This window comes from Rhodococcus sp. AB351 (assembly GCF_049538275.1).
Taxonomy (GTDB): Bacteria; Actinomycetota; Actinomycetes; order Mycobacteriales; family Mycobacteriaceae; genus Rhodococcus.
In genome coordinates, this window is the sequence record NZ_JBMVFW010000012.1 from 38,080 (window position 1) to 59,858 (window position 21,779).

20 protein-coding genes are annotated in these 21,779 nt (G+C 67.8%); 7 read left to right on the forward strand and 13 right to left on the reverse strand.

Annotated elements, in window-relative coordinates; all coding sequences use genetic code 11:
- The 7 genes from ACPCXD_RS19105 to ACPCXD_RS19135 form a co-directional block, all read right to left on the reverse strand.
- The gene (locus ACPCXD_RS19105) at positions 1-633 is read right to left on the reverse strand and encodes an acetoacetate decarboxylase family protein (RefSeq protein ID WP_229568238.1); all 633 of its coding nucleotides are present in this window, start codon (positions 631-633) and stop codon (positions 1-3) included.
- Complete coding sequence (locus ACPCXD_RS19110; RefSeq protein WP_423660789.1) at positions 626-2,338, reverse strand: FAD-dependent oxidoreductase; 1,713 nt, start codon at positions 2,336-2,338, stop codon at positions 626-628. The genes ACPCXD_RS19105 and ACPCXD_RS19110 overlap by 8 nt, the downstream gene beginning before the upstream one ends.
- Positions 2,335-3,840 (reverse strand): flavin-containing monooxygenase, encoded by a 1,506-nt coding sequence (locus tag ACPCXD_RS19115; RefSeq protein WP_423660791.1) that lies wholly within the window; start codon positions 3,838-3,840, stop codon positions 2,335-2,337. The genes ACPCXD_RS19110 and ACPCXD_RS19115 overlap by 4 nt, the downstream gene beginning before the upstream one ends.
- On the reverse strand, positions 3,837-4,415 hold the full coding sequence (locus ACPCXD_RS19120; protein ID WP_059383106.1) for a TetR/AcrR family transcriptional regulator: 579 nt from the start codon (positions 4,413-4,415) through the stop codon (positions 3,837-3,839). The genes ACPCXD_RS19115 and ACPCXD_RS19120 overlap by 4 nt, the downstream gene beginning before the upstream one ends.
- A gap of 142 nt (positions 4,416-4,557) precedes the next feature.
- Positions 4,558-5,589: an aspartate-semialdehyde dehydrogenase gene (locus ACPCXD_RS19125; protein WP_145690975.1), complete on the reverse strand. Its 1,032-nt coding sequence runs from the start codon at positions 5,587-5,589 to the stop codon at positions 4,558-4,560.
- Positions 5,590-5,591: 2 nt separating this feature from the next.
- The gene (locus ACPCXD_RS19130) at positions 5,592-6,857 is read right to left on the reverse strand and encodes an aspartate kinase (protein ID WP_088898810.1); all 1,266 of its coding nucleotides are present in this window, start codon (positions 6,855-6,857) and stop codon (positions 5,592-5,594) included.
- 78 nt (positions 6,858-6,935) lie between these two features.
- The gene (locus ACPCXD_RS19135; RefSeq protein ID WP_423660794.1) at positions 6,936-8,231 is read right to left on the reverse strand and encodes a glycoside hydrolase family 183 protein; all 1,296 of its coding nucleotides are present in this window, start codon (positions 8,229-8,231) and stop codon (positions 6,936-6,938) included.
- Between the two features lie 354 nt (positions 8,232-8,585).
- Here ACPCXD_RS19135 and leuA point away from each other — a divergent pair, with 354 nt between their 5' ends.
- Together leuA and ACPCXD_RS19145 are read left to right on the forward strand one after the other, a co-directional pair.
- The gene (gene leuA / locus ACPCXD_RS19140) at positions 8,586-10,397 is read left to right on the forward strand and encodes a 2-isopropylmalate synthase (RefSeq protein WP_088898811.1); all 1,812 of its coding nucleotides are present in this window, start codon (positions 8,586-8,588) and stop codon (positions 10,395-10,397) included.
- A 233-nt stretch (positions 10,398-10,630) separates the two neighbouring features.
- Positions 10,631-11,005, forward strand: a complete 375-nt coding sequence (locus ACPCXD_RS19145) for an SHOCT domain-containing protein (protein WP_088898812.1) — start codon at positions 10,631-10,633, stop codon at positions 11,003-11,005.
- A gap of 22 nt (positions 11,006-11,027) precedes the next feature.
- Here ACPCXD_RS19145 and ACPCXD_RS19150 read toward each other — a convergent pair whose 3' ends face one another.
- Positions 11,028-11,924 (reverse strand): LysR family transcriptional regulator, encoded by an 897-nt coding sequence (locus tag ACPCXD_RS19150; RefSeq protein WP_016693199.1) that lies wholly within the window; start codon positions 11,922-11,924, stop codon positions 11,028-11,030.
- Between the two features lie 72 nt (positions 11,925-11,996).
- Between ACPCXD_RS19150 and ACPCXD_RS19155 the strand changes: the two genes are divergently transcribed.
- Genes ACPCXD_RS19155 through ACPCXD_RS19165 form a run of 3 tightly spaced genes read left to right on the forward strand, consistent with a single transcriptional unit; the run spans position 11,997 to position 14,885 of the window.
- Positions 11,997-13,034 carry an EamA family transporter gene (locus ACPCXD_RS19155; protein ID WP_016693198.1) on the forward strand — a complete coding sequence of 346 codons (1,038 nt, stop codon included), beginning with the start codon at positions 11,997-11,999 and terminating at the stop codon, positions 13,032-13,034.
- Positions 12,929-14,182 (forward strand): Mur ligase family protein, encoded by a 1,254-nt coding sequence (locus ACPCXD_RS19160; RefSeq protein ID WP_088898813.1) that lies wholly within the window; start codon positions 12,929-12,931, stop codon positions 14,180-14,182. Before ACPCXD_RS19155 ends, ACPCXD_RS19160 begins: the two co-directional genes overlap by 106 nt.
- Complete coding sequence (locus ACPCXD_RS19165) at positions 14,175-14,885, forward strand: type 1 glutamine amidotransferase (RefSeq protein ID WP_006552453.1); 711 nt, start codon at positions 14,175-14,177, stop codon at positions 14,883-14,885. Before ACPCXD_RS19160 ends, ACPCXD_RS19165 begins: the two co-directional genes overlap by 8 nt.
- 19 nt (positions 14,886-14,904) lie before the next feature.
- Here ACPCXD_RS19165 and ACPCXD_RS19170 read toward each other — a convergent pair whose 3' ends face one another.
- The 3 genes from ACPCXD_RS19170 to ACPCXD_RS19180 form a co-directional block, all read right to left on the reverse strand.
- Positions 14,905-15,747, reverse strand: coding sequence for an alpha/beta fold hydrolase (locus ACPCXD_RS19170; RefSeq protein WP_423660798.1), 843 nt, complete (start codon positions 15,745-15,747; stop codon positions 14,905-14,907).
- A 240-nt stretch (positions 15,748-15,987) separates the two neighbouring features.
- Positions 15,988-16,458 carry a rhodanese-like domain-containing protein gene (locus tag ACPCXD_RS19175; RefSeq protein WP_016693195.1) on the reverse strand — a complete coding sequence of 157 codons (471 nt, stop codon included), beginning with the start codon at positions 16,456-16,458 and terminating at the stop codon, positions 15,988-15,990.
- Positions 16,455-17,114, reverse strand: a complete 660-nt coding sequence (locus tag ACPCXD_RS19180; protein WP_088898816.1) for a TetR/AcrR family transcriptional regulator — start codon at positions 17,112-17,114, stop codon at positions 16,455-16,457. Before ACPCXD_RS19180 ends, ACPCXD_RS19175 begins: the two co-directional genes overlap by 4 nt.
- 234 nt (positions 17,115-17,348) lie before the next feature.
- Between ACPCXD_RS19180 and ACPCXD_RS19185 the strand changes: the two genes are divergently transcribed.
- Positions 17,349-18,284: a metal-dependent hydrolase gene (locus ACPCXD_RS19185; RefSeq protein ID WP_423660800.1), complete on the forward strand. Its 936-nt coding sequence runs from the start codon at positions 17,349-17,351 to the stop codon at positions 18,282-18,284.
- Positions 18,284-19,432, forward strand: coding sequence for a hypothetical protein (locus ACPCXD_RS19190; protein ID WP_088898818.1), 1,149 nt, complete (start codon positions 18,284-18,286; stop codon positions 19,430-19,432). The genes ACPCXD_RS19185 and ACPCXD_RS19190 overlap by 1 nt, the downstream gene beginning before the upstream one ends.
- A 48-nt stretch (positions 19,433-19,480) precedes the next feature.
- Here ACPCXD_RS19190 and ACPCXD_RS19195 read toward each other — a convergent pair whose 3' ends face one another.
- On the reverse strand, positions 19,481-20,029 hold the full coding sequence (locus ACPCXD_RS19195) for an Rv1363c family protein (RefSeq protein ID WP_085469843.1): 549 nt from the start codon (positions 20,027-20,029) through the stop codon (positions 19,481-19,483).
- A 145-nt stretch (positions 20,030-20,174) separates the two neighbouring features.
- Entirely contained in the window at positions 20,175-21,773 is a 1,599-nt protein-coding gene (gene fadD5, locus ACPCXD_RS19200) for a fatty-acid--CoA ligase FadD5 (RefSeq protein WP_016693189.1), read from the reverse strand.
- Positions 21,774-21,779 lie beyond the last annotated feature (6 nt).

Below are 21,779 nucleotides of genomic sequence, written 5' to 3' on the forward strand. Positions count from 1 at the left end.
CTACATACGCGACACGACTCGCGACGCGCCCGTGGACATCCGTCCGGAGGTGATGACGATGCCGTGGTGGGCGCCGGGGCGAAGCCAGCGGCTCAGCGTCGGTCCCTCCGCCGCGACGGTCACCCGTGCGTAGCGGAACTTCCCCCGCAGCCGGGCGGTGGCGCGTTCGACGGCGCCGCCGGGGATCGGCTGGGCGAAGGTCAGTCCACCCGCGATCGGCAGTTCCGGCCCCTTCGGCGCGGCCGAGGTGGCCACGCTCCATCGGGCGCCGGTCGCGGAGAAGTCGCCGAGGACGTCCCCGTCGAACTTCGCGAGTACCTTCGGCAGCTTCCAGTGCTCACGACCACCGTGTACCGACGGTTCGGAGTCGACGGCGATGAACGGCACCGCCATCGCCGGAATCACGCCACGACGCAGCACCGGGCTGGCCAGCACCTCGCGGTACGGCCCGACCGGCGAGTCGAGGTAGTCGACCATCATTGCGAGGGTGATGGGCAGGGTCGCGCCGGTCGGCCCGTACTGGGCGGCGTCCGGGGTGCTGCGATGCCACCACAGGGTGGCCCGCACGGCGGCCGGCCAGGGCGGTGGCGGCGAGACCGGATAGTCGGTGCGTTCGTCCTCGCTCTCAGGCACTGTCCAGAGCACGGGCGCTCTCCTTCCGAACGGGAGTGATGGGGAGTCGCAGCGCCGCCGGGGCCTCGACGGGCACGACCGGTCGCACGGGCTGCACGGGTTGCACGGGTTCGTAGGCCGACCCGAGCGGAGGCCGGTTGTCCTTCTCCCCCTTGTTCGGCCACAGCGCCAGCGCACGTTCGGCCTGCGCGGTGATCGTGAGGGACGGGTTCACGCCGAGGTTGGCGCTCACCGCGGAGCCGTCGACGACGTGCAGACCCTCGTGCCCGTAGACACGCAGGTACGGGTCGACGGTGCCGGTACGCGGTGAATCGCCGATCGCACACCCACCGAGGAAGTGTGCGGTCATCGGAATGTTGAACAGGTCGGCGATCGAACCGCCGGCGTCGCCGTCGATCTTGTCGGCGACGCGGCGAACCGCCTCGTGGCCCACCGGGATCCACTCGGGCGGCGGGGTGCCCGGCCCCTGCTTGCTGGTCAGGCCCCGGCCGATCGGCGTGCGCCGGGTCGCGAGCTCGAGCGAGTTGTCGTCGGTCTGCATGACCAGAGCGATGACCGTGCGCTCGGACCAGTTCCGCACCGACAGCGAGCGGAGGAAGGCAGCGGGATTCTTCGCGGCGACACCGAAGAACTTCAGCAGTCGCGGCATCCGCGTGCCACCGTCGACGAGCAGTGCCTGGAGCAGACCGATCAGGTTGCTGCCCTTGCCGTACCGCACCGGTTCGATGTGGGTGTGGTCGTCCGGATGGAAGGACGACGTGATGGCCACGCCCTTCGTGTAGTCGACGACGCGGTCCTGCGCGGTCGCGGCGAGCACCGCCTCGGAGTTGGTGCGCACCACGGTGCCGAGGGCCGGAGACAGGTTCGGCAGGTCGCCGGTCTCGCGGCTCGCGAGCAGCAGGCGCGCCGTGCCGTAGGTACCGGCGGCGATCACCACCTGGTCGGCGGTGAAGACCTTGCGGCGCTTCCTGATGCCGTTCGTGCTGCGGGTGTGGACCTCGTATCCACCACCGGCGCGGGGCACCACACGGGTCACCGTCGTGAGGGCGTGGATGTGCGCGCCGGCCTTCTCGGCGAGGTAGAGGTAGTTCTTGACGAGCGTGTTCTTCGCTCCCACACGGCAACCCGTCATGCAGCTGCCGCACTCGGTGCAGCCGGTGCGGTCGGGGCCGGCACCGCCGAAGAACGGGTCGGGCACCGTCCTGCCGGGCTCGTCGAAGAACACGCCGACCGGGGTCGTCGTGTAGGTGTGACCGACACCCATCTCGTCGGCGACCTGACGCATCACCTCGTCCGCGGGCGTGGTGCTGGGATTGGGTCGGACGCCGAGCATCCGTGCCGCCTGGTCGTAGTACGGGGTCAGTTCCGCTTCCCAGTCGGTGATGTGACCCCACTGCGGGTCGCGGAAGAACGGCGTCGGCGGCTTGTACAGGGTGTTGGCGTAGTTCAGCGACCCGCCGCCCACCCCCGCTCCGGCCATGACGAGCACATTGGGCAGCAGGTGCATGCGCTGCACCCCGTAGCACCCCAGCTGCGGTGCCCACAGGTACTTGCGCAGCCGCCAGCTCGTCTTGGGCAGCTCGTCGTCCTCGAAGCGCCGTCCGGCCTCGAGAACACCTACCTTGTATCCCTTCTCGGTGGCGCGCAGCGCTGCGACGCTGCCGCCGAATCCGGATCCGATGACGAGGACGTCGTAATGGGTCATGCGCCTGCTCCTGCCGTCGCGCGGTGCTCGGTGTAGCTCTCCGGGTCGAACTGCTTGGTCCGCGCCCGGTACTGCCACGTGAAGGTCGGCCACATCACGGAGTTGCGGCCCTTCTCGTCGATGTACCAGCTGCTGCAACCGCCCTGGTTCCAGACCGTGTTGTTCAGCGCCGGGTCGAGATCGGCGGTGTAGCGGCGCACCGCGTCGTCACGCACCTCCACGGCCGAGATGCCGCGACGCTCCATCGTGCGCAGCGCGTCGGAGATGTAATCGGCCTGGGATTCGAGCATGTACACGATCGAGCTGTGGCCGAGATTGGTGTTGGGGCCGTACATGAGGAACAGATTGGGGAAACCGGGCACGGTGATGCCGAGATAGGCCGAGGGGCTGCCGTCCCAGGTCTCGGCGAGGGTGCGGCCGTCGCCACCGCGGATGTGGTGCGCGACGGGCGGTTCCGTCGGCGTGAAGCCGGTGCCGAAGATGATGGTGTCGACCGGGTACTCGGTGCCCTTGTCGTCGACGACGCCGTTCTCGGTGACCGCGGCCAGACCGGAGGACACCACGTCCACCTTCGGCCGGGTGATGGCGGGGAACCAGTCGTTGGACAACAGGATCCGCTTGCAGGTGATCGCGAAATCGGGGGTCAGGCGCTTGCGCAGCTCCGGATCGCGCACGTTCTTGCGCAGCACCTGCCGTGCCCGGACCTCGAACAGCGGCAGGAGGTACTTGCGGGCGAAGGGCTTCGTCATGCCGACGACGTAGATCTCCTTCTGCCCGTACACGAATCCGCGCATGAGCTTCTGCGCCACGGGGAAGCGCCGGTAGAGCGTGCGGACCGACCGCGCGATGACGTGGTCGTGCTTGGGCATCACCCAGGAGGCCGTGCGCTGGAACAGCGTGAGGTGTTCGACGCGGTCGACGATCGCCGGCACGAACTGGATGGCCGACGCGCCGGTGCCGATGACGGCGACACGCTCACCCGTGAGGTCGTGGTCGTGATCCCATTCGGCCGAGTGGAACTTCTTGCCGCGGAACAACTCCAGGCCGGGAACCTTCGGGTAGGTGGGCGTGGAGAGGGCACCGGTCGCGGCGACGAGCACGTCGGCCGTCAGGTCACCGCGGGAGGTGGAGATCCGCCACACGGCACGCTCGGCGTCCCACTGGGCCTCGCGCAGTTCGCACCCGAACATCGTCCGGTCGGTCACGCCCTGCTCACGTGCGACGCGGCGGAGGTACGCGTAGATCTCCTCCTGGGTGCCGTGCGCTCGCGACCAGTCGGGTTCGGGCGCAAAGGAGAACGAGTACAGCGCACTCGGAACATCGCATGCGGCACCGGGATAGGTGTTCACGCGCCAGGTTCCGCCGACGTCGTCACCGCGCTCGAGGACGAGGACGTCGGCATCGGAGTTCTCGCGCAACAGTGTTGCGGTCATGCCGATGCCGCCGAAGCCCGCGCCGACGACGAGCGTGTGCACGTGATCGGGAAGCAGTGCGAGACTCATTTCATCACCAGCGCCTTCCAGACCGGGAGCAGGCGCTCCCGGAATTCTCGATCGGATTCGGGGGTACGCATCAGGGCCGAGACGGCGAAGCCCCGGGCGATTTCGATGCTGAGGTCGATGTGGTCGGGCGAGACCCTGTCGCCCATGATCTCCAGGCAACCCGTGCGGAGCGCGTCCGAGACCTTGCGTTCGAGCGGGATCATCGCCTCGTGCAGGGACGGATCGGTCCGCGCCGCGACCCACAGTTCGAGCGCTGCGGCGAAGAGCGGACCGGAGAAGGCGTCCATGAGCGCCTCGAAGCCGTGCTCCGGATCGGGCCGTTTCTCGAGGATCTCCTGCAGCCGCTTGTCGACGAGGTGCTCGACCGCCGCGACGACAAGGTTCTCCTTCGTCGGGAAGTGGTGGAGCTGGGCGCCTCGCGAGACTCCGGCACGTTTGGCGATGCCCTGCGTGCTGGTGCCCGAGTAGCCGTGCTCGACGAGCGAGTCGACCGCGGCGTCGAGCAGCTTGGCTCGCGTCGCGGCGGTGCGTTGCGCCTGGGTACGACCACCGTTCGGCGCAGTGTCCTGGATCACGCTTCGCAGCGTAACGGGAAAACAACAAACAGTCCAGACTGCTTGTAAATATTTCTCTGCCGTCCCGGTTGCGCCCGAAACGCAAGGGAGCGGGTGGACCCGAAGAGGTCCACCCGCTCCGTCGAGCAGGTCCGAAGAGCCTTTAGACGAGCAGCTCCGCGATCTGGATGGTGTTGAGAGCGGCCCCCTTGCGCAGGTTGTCACCCGAGACGAAGAGCGCGAGACCGCGGCCCTCCGGAACACCCGGATCCTGGCGGATGCGGCCCACGAGCGAGACGTCGTCGCCCGCTGCGGCGAGCGGGGTCGGCACGTCGACGAGGCGGACGCCCGGAGCGTTCGCGAGCAGCTCCTGCGCACGCTCGACCGACAGCGGCCGCTCGAACTCGGCGTTGATCGACAGCGAGTGGCCGGTCACGACGGGAACGCGCACGCACGTGCCCGAGACGAGCAGGTCCGGCAGGCCGAGGATCTTGCGTGACTCGTTGCGCAGCTTCTGGTCCTCGTCGGTCTCGCCCGTGCCGTCGTCGACGATCGACCCGGCGAGCGGGACGACGTTGAACGCGATGGGCGCGACGTACTTGTTCGGGGCCGGGAAGTCGACGGCGTCGCCCGCGTGGACGAGCTTGTCGGCCTCGTCGGCGACGGCGCGCACCTGGCCGACGAGTTCCTCGACGCCCGCCAGGCCGCTACCGGAGACGGCCTGGTAGCTCGACACGATCAGGCGCTGGAGCCCGGCCTCGTCGTGCAGTGCCTTGAGCACCGGCATCGCGGCCATCGTGGTGCAGTTCGGGTTGGCGATGATGCCCTTCGGCGGGTTCTTCACCTGCTCCGGGTTGACCTCGCTCACGACGAGCGGAACCTCGGGGTCCTTGCGCCACGCCGACGAGTTGTCGACGACGATCGCCCCGGCGGCCGCGAAGCGCGGAGCCTGCTCCTTGGAGAGGGTGCCACCGGCCGAGAACAGCGCGATGTCGATGCCCTTCAGATCCTCGTCGGAGGTCGCCGCGACGTCCTCGACCACGATCTCCTCACCGCGGAACGGCAGCTTCTTGCCGGCCGAGCGGGCCGACGCGAAGAACCGAACCGTGTCGGCCGGGAAGTTGCGCTCCTCGAGGAGGGTGCGCATGACGATACCGACCTGCCCCGTGGCGCCTACAACTGCAATGGTGGTCACGATTACCGCCCCGTTCCTGCGTGCACGACGGCCTCTTCGTCGCCGCCGAGCTCGAATGCCGCGTGCAGAGCGCGCACGGCGTCGTCGAGTTCGTTGTCATCCACCAGCACGGAGATGCGGATCTCCGACGTCGAGATCAGGTCGATGTTGATGCCGGCGTCGGCGAGGGCCTCGCAGAACTTGGCCGTGACACCGGGGTGGCTCTTCATACCGGCACCGACGAGGGAGACCTTGCCGATGTGGTCGTCGAAGAGGACCTGGGTGAAGCCGATGTCGCCCTGCTGCTTGGTGAGGAGCTCGACCGCGCGCGGGCCGTCGCTCTTCGGGCAGGTGAAGGTGATGTCGGTCTTGCCGGTCTCGACCTTCGAGATGTTCTGCAGCACCATGTCGATGTTGATCTCGGCGTCGGCGACGGCGCGGAACACCTTGGCGGCGTAACCGGGGGTGTCGGGGATGCCGACGACGGTGATCTTCGCTTCGCTGCGATCGTGCGCAACGCCGGTGATCAGGGCCTCTTCCACAGGGATGTCCTCCATCGATCCGGACACGATGGTGCCGGGCTTGGTGGTGTACGACGAACGAACGTGCACGGGCACGTTGTAGCGGCGGGCGTACTCCACGCACCGCAGCATGAGAACCTTCGCGCCGCACGCGGCGAGCTCGAGCATCTCCTCGAAGGAGACCTTCTCGAGACGCTGCGCGTCCTTGACGATGCGCGGGTCCGCGGAGAACACGCCGTCGACGTCGGTGTAGATCTCGCAGACGTCCGCGTTCAGCGCGGCGGCGAGTGCGACGGCGGTCGTGTCCGAACCGCCACGACCGAGAGTCGTGATGTCCTTGCTGTCCTGGCTCACGCCCTGGAAGCCGGCGACCAGCACGATGCTGCCCTCGTCGAGGGCGGCGCGCACGCGGCCGGGGGTGACGTCGATGATCTTCGCCTTGCCGTGGCTGCCCGTGGTGATCACGCCGGCCTGGGAACCGGTGAACGACCGGGCCTCGGCGCCGAGCGAGTGGATCGCCATCGCGACGAGGGAGTTGGAGATGCGCTCACCGGAGGTGAGGAGCATGTCCATCTCGCGGGCCGGCGGGGCCGGGCACACCTGCTGCGCGAGATCGAGGAGTTCGTCGGTCGTGTCTCCCATGGCCGAGACGACGACCACGACGTCGTTGCCCGCCTTCTTGGTCTCGACGATCCTTTCAGCGACGCGCCGGATCCGCTCGGCCGTCGCGACCGAGGATCCTCCGTACTTCTGGACGACGAGTGCCACGCTGGCCAACCTCCGGGTCTCGGGAACAAGTCCAGTGGCCCAGCTTACCGACCGCGGCTTTCATCGCCCCGGGGCATCTCAGGAAAGTGTCGTGCGCAACAACAGGACGTTGTAGTCACCCCACCGCGAGGCGGTGAAGTAGAGGTCCGTATCCGTGGACCACGGGTGGATGAACGGAGCGTAGAGACCACCGATCTCACGGTGGGTGACCAGCACTCGAGCCTCGCTCCACGGCCCCTCGGGTCTCGCGGACGTCCTCATCTCGATCGTGCCGTTCGCCTCGTTGCCGTAGAGCATGACGAACTCACCGCCCAGGAACTGCACCGACACCTCCCCGACTGCGGGTGGCACGACCGGGGTGGCCGCGGCGGCGTCGCCGGACACCCAGTCGTCGCCGCTCCAGTACTCGTAGGCGGCCAGGTCCAGCAGAGCGGTCTCGGGGACGCGCGAGACGAAGGCCGCGCCGAACCGGCCCTGCGGTGTGCCGAAGTCGTAGACGTATCCCTCGTGGCGGACGTAGGCGTGCTGCTGGAAGTTCTCGTTCCCGGTGGACAGCTGCTGCACCGTGGGCACGTCGAGGGGCAGGTTGATCCGCGCCGTCGTCGGGTCGAGCTGCCAGGTCTCCCCGTTGTCGGCCGAGGTCGCGATCATCGACGCGTTGGTCCACCACTCGCCGTGGTCGCCCCAGGACCGCACCGACATGAAGTTGACGTACTGGACGCCGTCGACGGCGATGCCGGCCGTGGGGATCACGGTGATCTCGACGCCGTCGAGTGCGAGACTGCCCACGAGTTCGCGGGAGATGTCGGGAGCCGAGGGCAGGACGGGCGAACCCGCACGCCGGTCGCCGGGCACCGGATCGGGCACGTCGATGCCGTCGGAGAGGTCGGCGTCGGTGGTGCGCATGAGGACGTTGTGCCGCCACTGCTGGTCGGGCAGCGAGCAGTCGCCGAAGGTGTCGCCGAAGGCCATGAGGATCTGGCGGGCGTCGCCTTCCTCCCCGTTGTCCCACATGATGCCGAGGTCGGTTCCCGAGATGGAGAACCTGTCGAAGGTCCTGTTGGGGCTGCGCGGACCGGTCACCCAGGACACGGTGCTGGTGGGTCCCGGGCCGAGTGCCGGCAGCGGTCCCTGCGGTCCTTCGGGTGCGAGTCCCCCGCTTCCCGATCCGCTGCTTCCGAGCCGGGGGCCGGCCGATCCTGTGCCGAAGGATCCGGTGCCCGAACCCGAGCCGGGGAGACCCGATCCGGAGCCCGACCCGAGGGGTCCGGAGTCGCAGGGTTCGGCATGCGCCGCGGGAGCGGAGACCGCCATGAGTCCGAGTGCCAGCAGTGCACTGCACGATCCGGCAACCGCCGTGCGCAACGATCCCATCGACACGCCCTTCACCCGTCGTGTTACCGGAGTTATCGGTGATACCGGTGTTACTGATGTTGCGGGAGTTACGTTCGGTAACGCTAGGGGCGCAAGTACTGCTCTGTCAGGCGCGTTCGTATCGATCGGGTCACGACATCACCGCCACCCGGTCACACGGAACGCGCGCGTGTGGGAGGTGCCACTTGGTCGAGGTGGGGGATGGCGCGATACACTGCTGGACATGCAGCGCGTGCTTCTCCTCGGCCGCCGCGGCGGGATCTGACCAGACCGGCTTCCCGTCGCGGGGTTTCGACGCGCCGGTCGATATTCGATCTGGGCCCACAGGTCCCCTTTTCTCTTTGGAGTTACGTCATGTCACCCGCCGACGCTTTCACCTCCGGCTCGCGCACCATCACGCCGCCGAGCAAGCCGGCCCCGGCCGACCAGCCGTCGTGGAACAAGCAGAAGAACTCGTCGATGCCGACCTACCGGTACCGGCCGTTCGCCGAGGAGGTCGAGTCGATCTCGCTGCCCGACCGCACCTGGCCCGACAAGATCATCGATCGTGCCCCGGCGTGGTGCGCCGTGGACCTGCGCGACGGAAACCAGGCGCTGATCGACCCGATGAGCCCCGCTCGTAAGCGGCGCATGTTCGATCTGCTCGTACGCATGGGTTACAAGGAGATCGAGGTCGGTTTCCCGTCCGCGAGCCAGACCGATTTCGATTTCGTCCGCGAGATCATCGAGGACGGCGCGATTCCCGACGACGTCACCATCCAGGTGCTGACGCAGTCCCGCCCCGAACTGATCAAGCGCACCTTCGAGGCGTGCGCCGGGGCACAGAACGCGATCGTGCACTTCTACAACTCGACGTCGATCCTGCAGCGCCGCGTGGTCTTCCGCGCCGACAAGGAGACCGTCAAGAAGATCGCGACCGACGCCGCCGAACTGGTGCTCGAGGAGGCGAAGAACCACCCCGACACCAACTGGCGCTGGGAGTACTCCCCCGAGTCGTACACCGGCACCGAACTGTCGTACGCCAAGGAGGTCTGCGACGCGGTCGTCGAGACCCTGGGCGCGACCCCCGAGAACCCGGTGATCATCAACCTGCCGGCCACGGTCGAGATGGCCACCCCCAACGTCTACGCCGACTCGATCGAGTGGATGCACCGCAACCTGGCGAAGCGCGACTCGATCATCCTGTCGCTGCACCCGCACAACGACCGCGGCACGGGTGTCGCCGCGGCCGAGCTGGGCTACCAGGCCGGCGCCGACCGCATCGAGGGCTGCCTGTTCGGCAACGGTGAGCGCACCGGCAACGTCTGCCTGGTGACCCTGGGCATGAACATGTTCAGCCGTGGCGTCGACCCGCAGATCGACTTCTCGAACATCGACGAGATCCGCCGCACGGTCGAGTACTGCAACCAGCTGCCCGTCCACGAGCGCCACCCCTACGGCGGCGACCTGGTCTACACCGCCTTCTCCGGCAGCCACCAGGACGCGATCAACAAGGGCATCGACGCGATGAAGGTCGATGCGGAGGCCGCCGGTGTCGACGTCGACGACCACACCTGGGCCGTGCCCTACCTGCCGATTGACCCGAAGGACGTCGGCCGCACCTACGAGGCCGTGATCCGCGTGAACTCGCAGTCCGGCAAGGGCGGCATCGCGTACATCATGAAGCACGACCACGGCCTGAACCTGCCGCGTCGCCTGCAGATCGAGTTCTCGCAGGCCGTGCAGAAGGTCACCGACGGTGAAGGTGGCGAGGTCAGCCCCAAGGAGATGTGGGACATCTTCCACGAGGAGTACCTGGCCCCGATCTCGCCGCTCGAGCGCATCCGGCAGAAGGTCACCGCGGCCGAGACCGACGACGGTGAGGACACCATCGCCGCCGTACTGAAGGTCGACGGCGTGGAGAAGGAGATCTCCGGCAGCGGCAACGGCCCGCTGGCGGCCTTCGTCGACGCCCTCGAGTCGCTGGGTTACCAGGTGGCCGTCCGCGGCTACGCCGAGCACGCCATGTCCGCCGGCGACGACGCAAACGCCGCGGCCTACGTCGAGGCCGACGTCACGCGTCCCGACGGCACGAGCGTCCTGGTGTGGGGCGTGGGCATCGCCCCGTCGATCACCACGGCATCGCTGCGCGCGATGGTTTCCGCGGTGAACCGCTCGCACCGCTGACCCTTCTCGATACCGAATGCGGTGGACCCATCAGGGTCCACCGCATTCGTCGTTTTCGGGGATTTTCACCCCGACAATTCATCTCACGAATACCGTTTCGGGCAATTACCGCACTCTCCGGAAAGATACAGTTCCGAATGTTCGACGAGAACGAACCCGTTCACGGGTGATATCCGTCGAATTCCGCAATTCTCGTCCCGCAGAGTCGTTCTGCTCGAACCCGGAGTGTGCGTATGGAATTCATGGACATCATCTGGTACATCATCGTCTGCTTCGCATTCATCGCGTACCTGATCATGCTGTGGATGATCATCGGGGATCTGTTCCGCAACCGCGAACAGTCCGGCTGGGTCAAGGCGATATGGATCGTCTTCCTGTTCGTCTTCCCGTGGCTGACGGGCCTGATCTATCTGATCGTCCACGGCAGCGGCATGGCCGAGCGGTCCGCGAAGGAAGCAGCGCAGTACAAGGCCGTGCAGGACGACTACATCCGCTCGGTCGCCGGCAAGTCGCCCGCCGAGCACATCGCCGACGCGAAGAAGCTGCTCGACGACGGTGTCATCGACCAGGCCGAGTTCGACGCGCTGAAGGCCAAGGCACTCGCCTGATCCCGCGTGACCACCCGTTCGTTCACATCGACAGCTTCCGTGCCGCCGCGGCCCGGAAGCTGTCGAGCACTGCACCCACGGCGGGCCGCCGCGCTGCTCCCGGGCGGGTGACGAGCTCGTAGATCCGCGCCGCACGCACACCGGCCAGCGGCAGGCGCACCAAGGCCGGATGCAGAACCGAATACCGCGGCAACAGGGCCACCCCGTGCCCCGCGGCGACGAGCTCCTCGATGACACGGAAGTCGTTGATGCGGTGCACGACCCGCGCCCGGATGCCCGTCACCGCCGCGACGGAGAGCAACACGTCGTCGACGGGGAATCCACCCCGCACGCTGATCCAGCTCTCCCCCACCAGTTCGTCGACCTGCACACGGTCCTGCGCCGCGAGCCGGTGCCCCGGCGGGAGGACGACATCGATCGGTTCGCGCATGAGTGTCTCGACGTGGACCCGCGGGCCGGACAGCGGCGCCGAACGCTCGTCGCGGTGGGTGAGCACCACGTCGTAGTCGGCGAGCAGTGCGGGCGCGGCCGAGGCGGGGACGTCCTCGTCGCTCACGTCCAGCTCGACACCGATCGTCCCGGCTGCCTCGAGCACGGCCGGCAGCAGGAGCGCCGCCCCGGAGGGGAACGACGCCACGCGCACCCGTCCGCGAGGCGACCGGGCGTAGGCGGTCATCTCGTCGGCGGCCCGGTCGAGCGCGTCGAGGACCTCGTCGGCGCGCACCACGAGCGCGCGACCCGCATCGGTGAACCGCAGACGCCGGCCGTCCGGTTCGAGCAGGGGTACTCCCGCCTCCCGCGCGAGCACCTTGAGCTGCTGTGAGACGGCCGAGGGTGTCATCGACAACGCTGCGGCGGTCGCGGCCACCGTCCCGCGGTCGGCGAGTTCGCGCAGTATCCGCAATCGCACGACATCCATGTAGTAAAGCTACACAGTTCCTTCAGAAACATTCGCTTGTCCTGATTGTTTCCTGCGCAAAGAATTGACGGCATGTCGTTCCGGGACCGTCTGCTCGCGCTCACCGTCGTGGTGCTCTGGGGATGCAACTTCCTCGCGATCAGACTGGGTCTCGATCACTTCCCGCCGTTCTTCTTCGCCGGCTTGCGCTTCGCGATCATCGCCGTCCCGGTCCTGCTGTTCGTCCCGCGACCCGCCGTTCCCATGCGCTGGCTCCTGCTCTACGGCGCCGGGTTCGGCTTCGCCCAGTTCGCTTTCCTGTTCTGGGCGATGGAGGCCGGTCTGCCCACGGGCCTCGCGTCCCTCGTACTGCAATCGTCCGCGCCCTTCACGGTCCTGCTCGCCGCTCTGTTCCTGCGCGAACGACTCGACGGAATCCGCCTCGCCGGTCTCGTCGTCGCCGTGTCCGGCATGATGATCGTCGCCGTGGGGCAGGGCGCCGCGGACGTGAGCCTTATCCCTATGACGCTCGCGTTGCTCGCCGGCCTGTCGTGGGCGGTCGGCAACATCGCGACCCGCAAGGCGGGCGCCGTTGACCCCATGCGCCTGATGCTGTGGATGTGCGTCGTGCCCGTGCTCCCCTTCTTCGGGATCTCCTGGTTCGCCGAGGGTCCGCAGGCGTGGTCGACCCTCGGGACCGCCGTCACCACTGCGGACGGGGGCCTGGCCCTGGCCGGACTCTCCTACGTCGTCCTGGCGGGCACCATTGCCGGCACCGGCATCTACGCCTCGCTGCTGTCGCGCTACCCCGCCGGGACCGTCGCACCGCTCTCGCTCATGGTGCCGGTCGTCGGGTTCACCGTCGCGTGGATCACGCTCGGCGAACAGCCGGCACCGTCGTCGCTGATCGGCGGTGTGATCGTCATCGTCGGAGCCCTCGCCGCCCAGGGCGGACACCGCAGTGTGACGAGCAGGACGCTCCTCCGGCGACACAACGCTCCCACGCCTGTGGAACACTCGCCGACGTGGGAACCAGCACAGGAATCACCGCACGTGGACGGCTCGCACTGCGCGCAGCCCGAGCCGCCGCGTGGGCGTCCCAGAAGGCCGGACGCGGTAAGGGCTCGATGATCGGAGGGCTCGTCGCCCTGAAGATCGACCCGGCACTCATGAAGCAGCTCGGCCACGGCCGGCAGACCGTGCTCGTCACCGGGACGAACGGCAAGTCCACGACGACCCGCATGACCGCGGCCGCGCTCGAGACCATCGACTCGGTCGTCACCCAGGCGGACGGCGCGAACATGGACGCCGGGATCGTCGCCGCGCTCGCCACCGATCTCCGGGCGCCGCTCGCCGCGATCGAGGTCGACGAACTCCACACCCCGCACGTCGCCGACGCCCTCGAGCCCCGCGCGATCGTGCTGCTCAACCTCACCCGCGACCAGCTCGACCGGGTCGGCGAGATCAACATGATCGAGCGGAAGCTGCGCGAGGGACTGAAGCGGCATCCCGACGCCGTGATCGTCGCGAACTGCGACGACGTGCTCGTCACGTCCGCCGCCTACGACAACCCGAACGTCGTATGGGTCGCCGCGGGCGCCGGCTGGGCCAACGACTCGGTGAGCTGCCCGCGCACGGGCGAGCCGATCGTCCGCGAGGGCGACCACTGGTACAGCACCGGCTCCGACTTCGCGCGGCCGACACCGGACTGGTGGGTCGACGACGAGAACCTGTACGGACCGGACGGCCTCGTCCTCCCGCTGAAGCTGACCCTCCCCGGTCGCGCCAACCGGGGCAACGCCGCCCAGGCGGTCGCGGCCGCCGTGGCCCTCGGCGCCGATCCGGCGAAGGCCGTCGCGGCCGCCTCGGTCGTCGAAGAGGTCGCCGGTCGCTACAAGACAGTGCAGGTCGGGCCGCACTCGGTGCACATGCTGCTCGCGAAGAACCCCGCCGGCTGGCAGGAGGCCCTGTCGATGATCGACCCGACCGTCGACGGCCTGGTGATCGCCGTCAACGGTCAGGTGCCCGACGGCGAGGACCTGTCGTGGCTGTGGGACGTGCGCTTCGAACATTTCGAAGGCGTGCAGGTGGTGGCTGCAGGCGAACGCGGCACCGATCTCGCCGTCCGCCTGACCTACGCGGGTGTCGAGCACACACTGGTGCCGGATCCGCTGAAGGCCATCGCCTCGTGCCCTCCCGGCCGTGTGGAGGTGCTCGCCAACTACACCGCGTTCCGCGATCTCAACACCGCCATCGCCAGGAGAGCTGCCCATGTCTGAGTCGACCGTCCGCATCGGACTCGTCCTGCCCGACGTGATGGGCACCTACGGTGACGGCGGCAACGCCCTGGTTCTGCGCCAGCGCCTGCGGATGCGCGGTCACGACGCCGAGATCGTCGAGATCGGACTGAACGATCCCGTCCCCGAGTCCCTCGACCTCTACACCCTCGGTGGTGCCGAGGACGCCGCGCAGCGACTGGCCACGCGGCACCTGCAGCGCTATCCGGGTCTGCAGCGCGCCGCCGAGCGCGGAGCGCCCGTGCTGGCCATCTGCGCCGCGATCCAGGTGCTCGGCCACTGGTACGAGACGTCCTCGGGCGAACGCGTCGACGGTGTCGGCATCCTCGACGCGACCACCTCGCCGCAGCAGACCCGCGCGATCGGCGAGATCGTCATCCGCCCCACGCTGTCGGGCCTCACCCAGCCGCTGACCGGATTCGAGAACCACCGTGGTGGAACGACTCTCGGCTCCGACGCCACCGGGCTCGGCCGCGTCGACCGCGGTGTCGGCAACGGTGTGGGCGACGGACTCGAAGGTGCCGTGCAGGGTTCGGTGATCGGCACCTATCTGCACGGTCCCGTGCTCGCCCGCAATCCCGAACTCGCCGATCATCTCCTGATGCGCGCTCTGGGAGTCGACTCGCTGCCGCCGCTGGATCTGCCCGAGGTCGATCTGCTGCGGCAGGAACGGTTGCGCGCCTGACGGTTACGCGCCCGGGCGATCAGCCGTGCGCGGCGATGTGTTCGAGGACCAGCCGCGCGAGCTTCTCCGGCTCCTCGTCCGGGATCCAGTGGCTCGTACCGACGAGCGTTTCCCGTCGGTACGGACCACTGACGTAGCGGGCGGTCGCGTCGACCCCCGCGGGCGCGATGGCGACGTCGCCGTCGCTCCACACCATGAGCGTGGGCACGCGAACGGGTTCGAGGGTCGCTCTCGGATCCACGAAGGGCACGGCTCGATACCAGTTCACGCCGCCGCGGACGGCGTCGGGATCGGCAATGCGCGCGGAGTCCCGCTCGGCTGCCTCGGCGGGTTGCCCCGTCCGCCGCAACACCGAGCGACCGACGGCCTCGTTGCTCAGCAGAATCTCCGGGATCCACGGGACCTGGAAAGCGAGCATGTACCACGAACGCAGCAGCTGCAGGCTCGTGCCGAAGGCACGCAGGAAGGCAGCGGGATGCGGGACGGACACCGCTGTCACGGTCCGGACCAGTTCGGCACGTCGGGTGGCCAGACCCCACGCGACGACCGCTCCCCAGTCGTGCCCGACGACGTGCACGTTCTTGCCTGGCACCACGTCGATGAGCGCAACGGCGTCGTCCACGAGGTGCCGCAGGCGGTAGTCCCGACGACGCCGAGGTCGGGCACCGGGCGAGTAGCCGCGCTGATCCGGGGCGAAGGTGCGGTATCCCGCAGCGTGCAGGTAGGGCGCGACCGCCTCCCAGGATCGGGAGTCCTGCGGGAAGCCGTGCAGAAGAACGATGGGGTCGCCGTCGATCGGCCCGTCGTCGCGGATGTCGAACCGGAGTCCGTCCCTCTCGACGGTCGTGATGCGCTCCCCCACCCGAGTCCCCCTTCGAAAGCCCCCGCTGCGGTCGCGGCGATCGGCACCGACCGGACAAGTGACCGCGAATCCTCCCCTGAACAGGGGTTCGGCCCGGTGATTCGCTTTACGCGTTCTCCGGGCCGGATCTCTGCTTCACGAGCTTCTCTCTGTCGTCCGCGGACGTCTCATAAGCTCGATTCGCACCTTCGATGTTAGCTACGTCACAGTGCGAACGCAAGTCCTTTTCCACGACCCGGGTCAGACCGAGGCGAGCGGGAATCCCAGAGTTGCCCAGTCGTGCAGGCCCCCGCGGTAGTAGGCGAGTGCGGACGCGGGATATCCGGCATCGATCAGCTTCCGGATCGCATCGGGCGACTGAGGGCACTGGGGACCGTTGCAGAAGACGATCGTCGTCCGGGCGGTATCGAGCTCGCCCTTCCTCTCGACGATGTCGTCGTGCGGGATGTTCACGGCACCGGGGAGGCTCACCCCGCTCCGGGAATCCGGCACCCGCGTGTCCACGAGCGCAGCACCCCGGTCGAGCAGTTCGATCACCTCGAGTTCACCGACGGTCGCCACGCCCGCCGCCACCTGCATCGGCTGCACCTCGCCCCAGGTCGTCTCCACCACCGTGCGGTCGGCTTCGCCCTCCAGCGGGCGGGGAACGTTCTGCGGGTCGCCGTCGCGCGTGCGATCGGCACGCCTGATCTGCTGCTCGTCGCTCGTCACGAACCGGACTCTACGGGAGAGTGATCGCCCTCCGCGGGGTTGCCGGAATCCCACTCCCGTTGGGCAAGGATCGCCGTCCCCATCCATCGCCGCAGGTAGCGGCGCAGATCGTCGTCGGAGCGTGGCGGCGTTCCCGGTGACACGAAGAACGACTGCATCGTGCGCAGCACGTATTCGACCAGCTCGGCGAGAGAGTCGTCGTCGTAGCCGTGCTTCTCCCAGTCCACGTCGAATCGCTTGATCATCGCCATGCCGAACATCCACGCCTCTTCCGAGGCGATCTCCTCGGGGTGCGGGTTCGAGTAGGTGCTCGACAGCAGGATGCCGAGATGCGGGGTGCGACGCACCTCCGCGAGTGTGTAGACCACGGCTTCGGTCATGGACTCGACCGGGTCGTCGAGCCCCGCCACCTGCCGGGTCAGGCGCTCCAGGAACCCTTCGACCGACGCGATGGCGGCCGCGCGCATGAGGGCGTCGGCGCTCGGGAAGTAGCGGTAGACCGTCTGGCGGATAACCCCGAGTGACTGGGCCACGTCGGCGATGCTGATCTCGGCGCCGGTCCGGTCGATCAGGTCGACGGCAGCCGCAACGATCCGTTGCGACGCCTCTTCGTCGCTGGCGGGAGGACTCCCACCCCACCCACGTCTACGTGCCACTTCGCGCTACCTCGAACCGTCGCCTGGAGAAGGCCCGACGGTAACACGGCCGGCCTCGGTGGATGTGGTCCGAAACAGGCTCCCGCGAGCGAATGGGACACCTATCATACACATGACGCATTTCGTGTATGGTCACGCCGATCGGGGGCCTCCCGGCTCTTCCGAGGTCCTCCCCGACCGTGTCCCAACCAGGTCCACAACCAGTCCGGTGTCGACGAGACGAGGTACCGCCCCATGACGAACCTGCAGGTCCGCAAGATGCGCTTCGCATTCGCGGATTACGACGTGCCGTTCCTGTGGAACGAGGAGAATCCGGCCTTCTCGAGCATGGCCAACGCCGTCTCGTTCCTCGCGATCGGCTTCGAGAAGATGATCGTGAACATGATCCGCGAGATCACCCCGCGCATCACCGATCCCGAGGTCCTCGAAGAGGCCAACGCCTTCATGTACCAGGAGGGGCAGCACTCCACCGCCCACCGGCAGCACGTGAAGGGTCTGATCAAGAGCTATCCGGGGCTGCAGGAGACGCTCGACGACGTCATCGGCGCCTTCGACAAGCTCACCGCCGAGACCTCCGCCGAATACCGCCTCGCGTACACCGCCGACCTCGAGGCGACCTTCACTCCGGTCTTCAAGCTCATGCTCGACAACGACGCATCGCTCTTCCGCCCCGGCGACGACCGGGTCGCCTCGTTGTTCATCTGGCATTTCGTCGAGGAGGTCGAACACCGCAGTTCGGCGCTCATCATCTTCGACGCGGTGGTCGGCAGCGATCTGTACCGCATGCGGCAGGCCGCCTCGGTGTTCAAGCACGTTCTCGACGTCATCGCCATCGCGTGCGAGGGCTTCAACAAACATGTGCCGCTGGAGGAACGGAAGATCGACGCGATGTCGATGTTCGCGTCGTACCGCCGTAAGCAGAACCTGCGGCGCCGGTTGCCGTTCCTGCAGTACGAGGACCACGGCCCGATGCCGCGTGCCTTCGACGTCCTGCCGCTCGGCGAACAGCTCGTCGCGTTGGTGGGCATCGTTCGCAGCCAGATGCCCAAGCACAATCCCGACCACGAGAAGCTGCCGGCGCTCGCCGACGTGTGGTTCCGTCGATTCGACGAAGGTTACGACGTCTCGCACTGGTACACGGCCGAAACCGTGGGCGGAAGGAACAACTGATGTCCGACCTGTGTTCGCCCACCTTCGAGGACCTCTCGACCCGCCTCGGATTCTCGTGCGACGAAGCCGGTGGGATCTTCGAACTGCGCAGCCCGTTCGCGCTGGAGAACTGGACGCTGCCCGTCCTCGAGGCGACCATCGTGCTCGGGGCGGTGCTGATGCTCGTGTACGCGATCGTCCGGCTGCGGCGCACCGGTGACGCCACGAACCTCGTCGTCTGGCTCGGTACGCTCGCGTTCCTGTTCATCATCGAACCGTTGCTGTACTTCCCCGACGCCTTCGGCGTGGAGGACTACCTCGACACGATGTTCGCGCACAACGTGTTCACCGTCGAGTTCATGTGGGGACGCCTGCCGCTGTACATCATCGCGATCTACCCGATGATGGCGACGATCGCGTTCGAGATCGTGCGGATGCTCGGGGTGTTCCGGCAGTACGGCACCGTCGTCGGCGCGGTCTGCGTGGGCTTCGTCCACCACGCCTTCTACGAGATCTTCGATCACCTCGGACCGCAGCTGCGGTGGTGGGAGTGGTCGCTCGACAATCCGATCAATCAGCCCTTCTTCGACTCCGTTCCGCTGCCCAGCGTCGTGGTCTTCGCTGCTCTGTGGCCGATGTCGCTCGCATTCTGCGCGCAGTTCTTCGTCGGCCGGCACATCGACGCCGGGCGCACCTTCGGCGGGCTCGAACTGACCTGGCGCACGATCACCGTCGGTCTTCTCGCGTCCGTGGGTGTGGTGATCCTCCCGGCGCCGGCGACCGTGATCGGCATGGGCAGCACGACGGTTCGGGCGACGATCTATGCTGCCGAACTCGTGATCCTGTCGATCGTGGCGATCTACGTGCTCTCGCGCCAGTGGTCTCGACTGCGGAGCACACCCACCGATCGGCCCTATTCGAACGACCTCGTCCGCTGGTACGCCGTCGCCTATCTTGCTGTGATGGCCGTGCTGTGGATCGGCGCTCTGCCCGACTGGTTCTCCGCCGTCGACGGGGTCACCGAAGCGGGCGACCCGATCGGCAGCCTGTGGTACACCGTGGCGTGCTTCGTCGTCGCGATCGCCTGCGTCGCTGCGGCCTTCACCGTCCCGCGCACGGCCGAGACGAGTCCGGACGACACCGCATCGAAGACGCTCACCGAGGCCTGACGAAGTCGGTGGTATTCGACGCTCCGCTACGGCGGGAGCCGGCCCGCGCTACCGTGCGTCGGCTCCGTCGAGCAACCACCGGTCGCCGACCCGCTTCAATGTGATGACGAAGCGGGTCGCGTCGGTACGTCCCTCCGGCACGACGACGTTCTTCACGTCCTGATCGAGGAAGACCAGCACCGTGGCGACATCGCCGTCGAAGCTCTCGAGACCGGCGTGCTCGGCACGCGCCGCCGACGTGCCCTCCCCGTTCGCCACGAGCTCTCTCAGATCTCCGGCCACCTCCTCGTAGCGGGAGGCGAATTCCTCGGTGGCATTGGAGGTCACGGCGGTGAGGTTGTCGTCGAACGAGCGGTAGTCGTAGGTGCCGAGCGCCACTGCGTACTCGCGGGCCTGCGCGATCGCGTCGTCGCGCAGCGCCGCGTCCTGTTCGGCCTGCCACCAACGGAATCCGAAGAAACCGGCGGCCGCAAGCAACACCACGACGACCGCGGCGGTGACCCACCGGCCCACGCCGGAACGGGTGGCCGCAACAGCATCGCGCGATTCCGCTGCGGATTCGGTGTCGTTACCGGTGGGGGCATCGGTCGGTGTCATCCGCCCAGTCCTTCCAACAATTTCTTCCAGTAGTTCAACGGCTCCCCCGACGCGACCTCACCGATCCGGCGCCGAACGACGACGAACGAGGACACGGACCGTAGTGGTCCGGTCCCCGTTCGTTCGTACGAGGAGTGCGCCGGGATCAGCCCTGGGTGACGGCGGGGAGACCGCCGCGGAGCTCGCCCTTGACGACCTTGCCGCTCGCGTTGCGCGGCAGGGCGTCGACGATCACGACCTCCTTGGGGTGCTTGTACCGCGCGAGGTGCTCGTTCAGGTACGGCTGGAGTTCGTCGAGGGTGAGATCGTCGTTGCCGGGCTCGAGCGCGACGACGGCGACGGGCACCTCGCCCCACTTCGCGTCGGGGCGGCCGATGACCGCGGCCTCGAGCACCTTGGGGTGCCCGTACAGGACGTTCTCCACCTCGGCGCAGTAGATGTTCTCGCCACCCGAGATGATCATGTCCTTCTTGCGGTCGACGACGTAGACGAAGCCCTCCTCGTCGACGCGCACGAGGTCGCCGGAGTGGAACCATCCGCCGTAGAACGCCTCGCTGGTGGCGGTGGGGTTGTTCCAGTACTCGCGCATCATGGTGGGGCCGCGGTAGACGATCTCGCCGACCTCACCGGGGGCGACGTCGTTCATCTCGTCGTCGACCACGCGCGCCTGGATGGTGGGGATGACCCGGCCCACGGAACCGAGCTTGCGGATGGCGTCGTCGCCGTCGAGCACGCAGGTGATGGGCGACATCTCGGTCTGCCCGAAGACCGCCACGTTGAAGGCGTCGGGGAAGGTCTCCGCCATGGCCCGCAGGATCGTGTCGGAGCTGGGTGCCGCACCCCAGGAGATGTTGCGCAGCTTCAGTTTCCGCGGCTCGGCCCGCTGCGCGGCGCACATCGCCTGCCACTGCACCGGCACGAGGAACAGACTGGTGACGTTCTCGGCCTCGAGCACGTCGAGCAGTTCCTCCGGGTCGAAGGCGCCGACCGGGTGGATGACGGTGGGGGTGCCGAGCATCAGGCTCGGGGCGATCGAGCCGAGGGCCGCGATGTGGAACATCGGCGACGCGCAGAAACCGATGCCCGACTCGTCGAACAGACGGAAGGCCCGGATGCAGGTGAGCGACTGCGCTTCGAGATTGGAGTGGGTGAGCACGGCGCCCTTCGGCCGGCCCGTGGTGCCCGAGGTGTACATGATGAGCGCGGGCGTGTCGTTCGGGATCGCCACCGGCGGGTGGGGTTCGCCCTCTTCGGCGACGAGCGCCTCGTAGGAGAGCGAGTCGCCTTCCGGCTCGGCTCCGACCGTGATGGACAGTTCGATGCCCTCGGCCTGGCCACGCGCGGCGGCGGCGAGCGGGACGAGCGGTCCCTCCGCGACGATCGCCTTCGCGCCGGAATCACCCACGAGGAAGGCGACCTCGGGTGCGGTGAGGCGGAAGTTCACCGGCACGGCGATGGCACCGAGGGCGTTGGCCGCGAGCACGATCTCGACGTACTCCGGACGGTTGAGCATGAGGATGATGATGCGGTCGCCGAAGCCGACGCCGCGACGCGAGAGTGCATCGGCGAGCTTCTCGACACGCGTGTTCAGCTGCGACCAGGTGATGGTCTCGCCGCGGAATCGGAAGGCCGTGCGATCGGGAATCATCAGGGCGTGGCGCGCCACCTGATTGTTCCAGTTGTTGCTACGGAAGCGGGTCGCGTCGGAACCGACCGCTTCGGAAACGACAGAGGGGGGAACCATCGATGA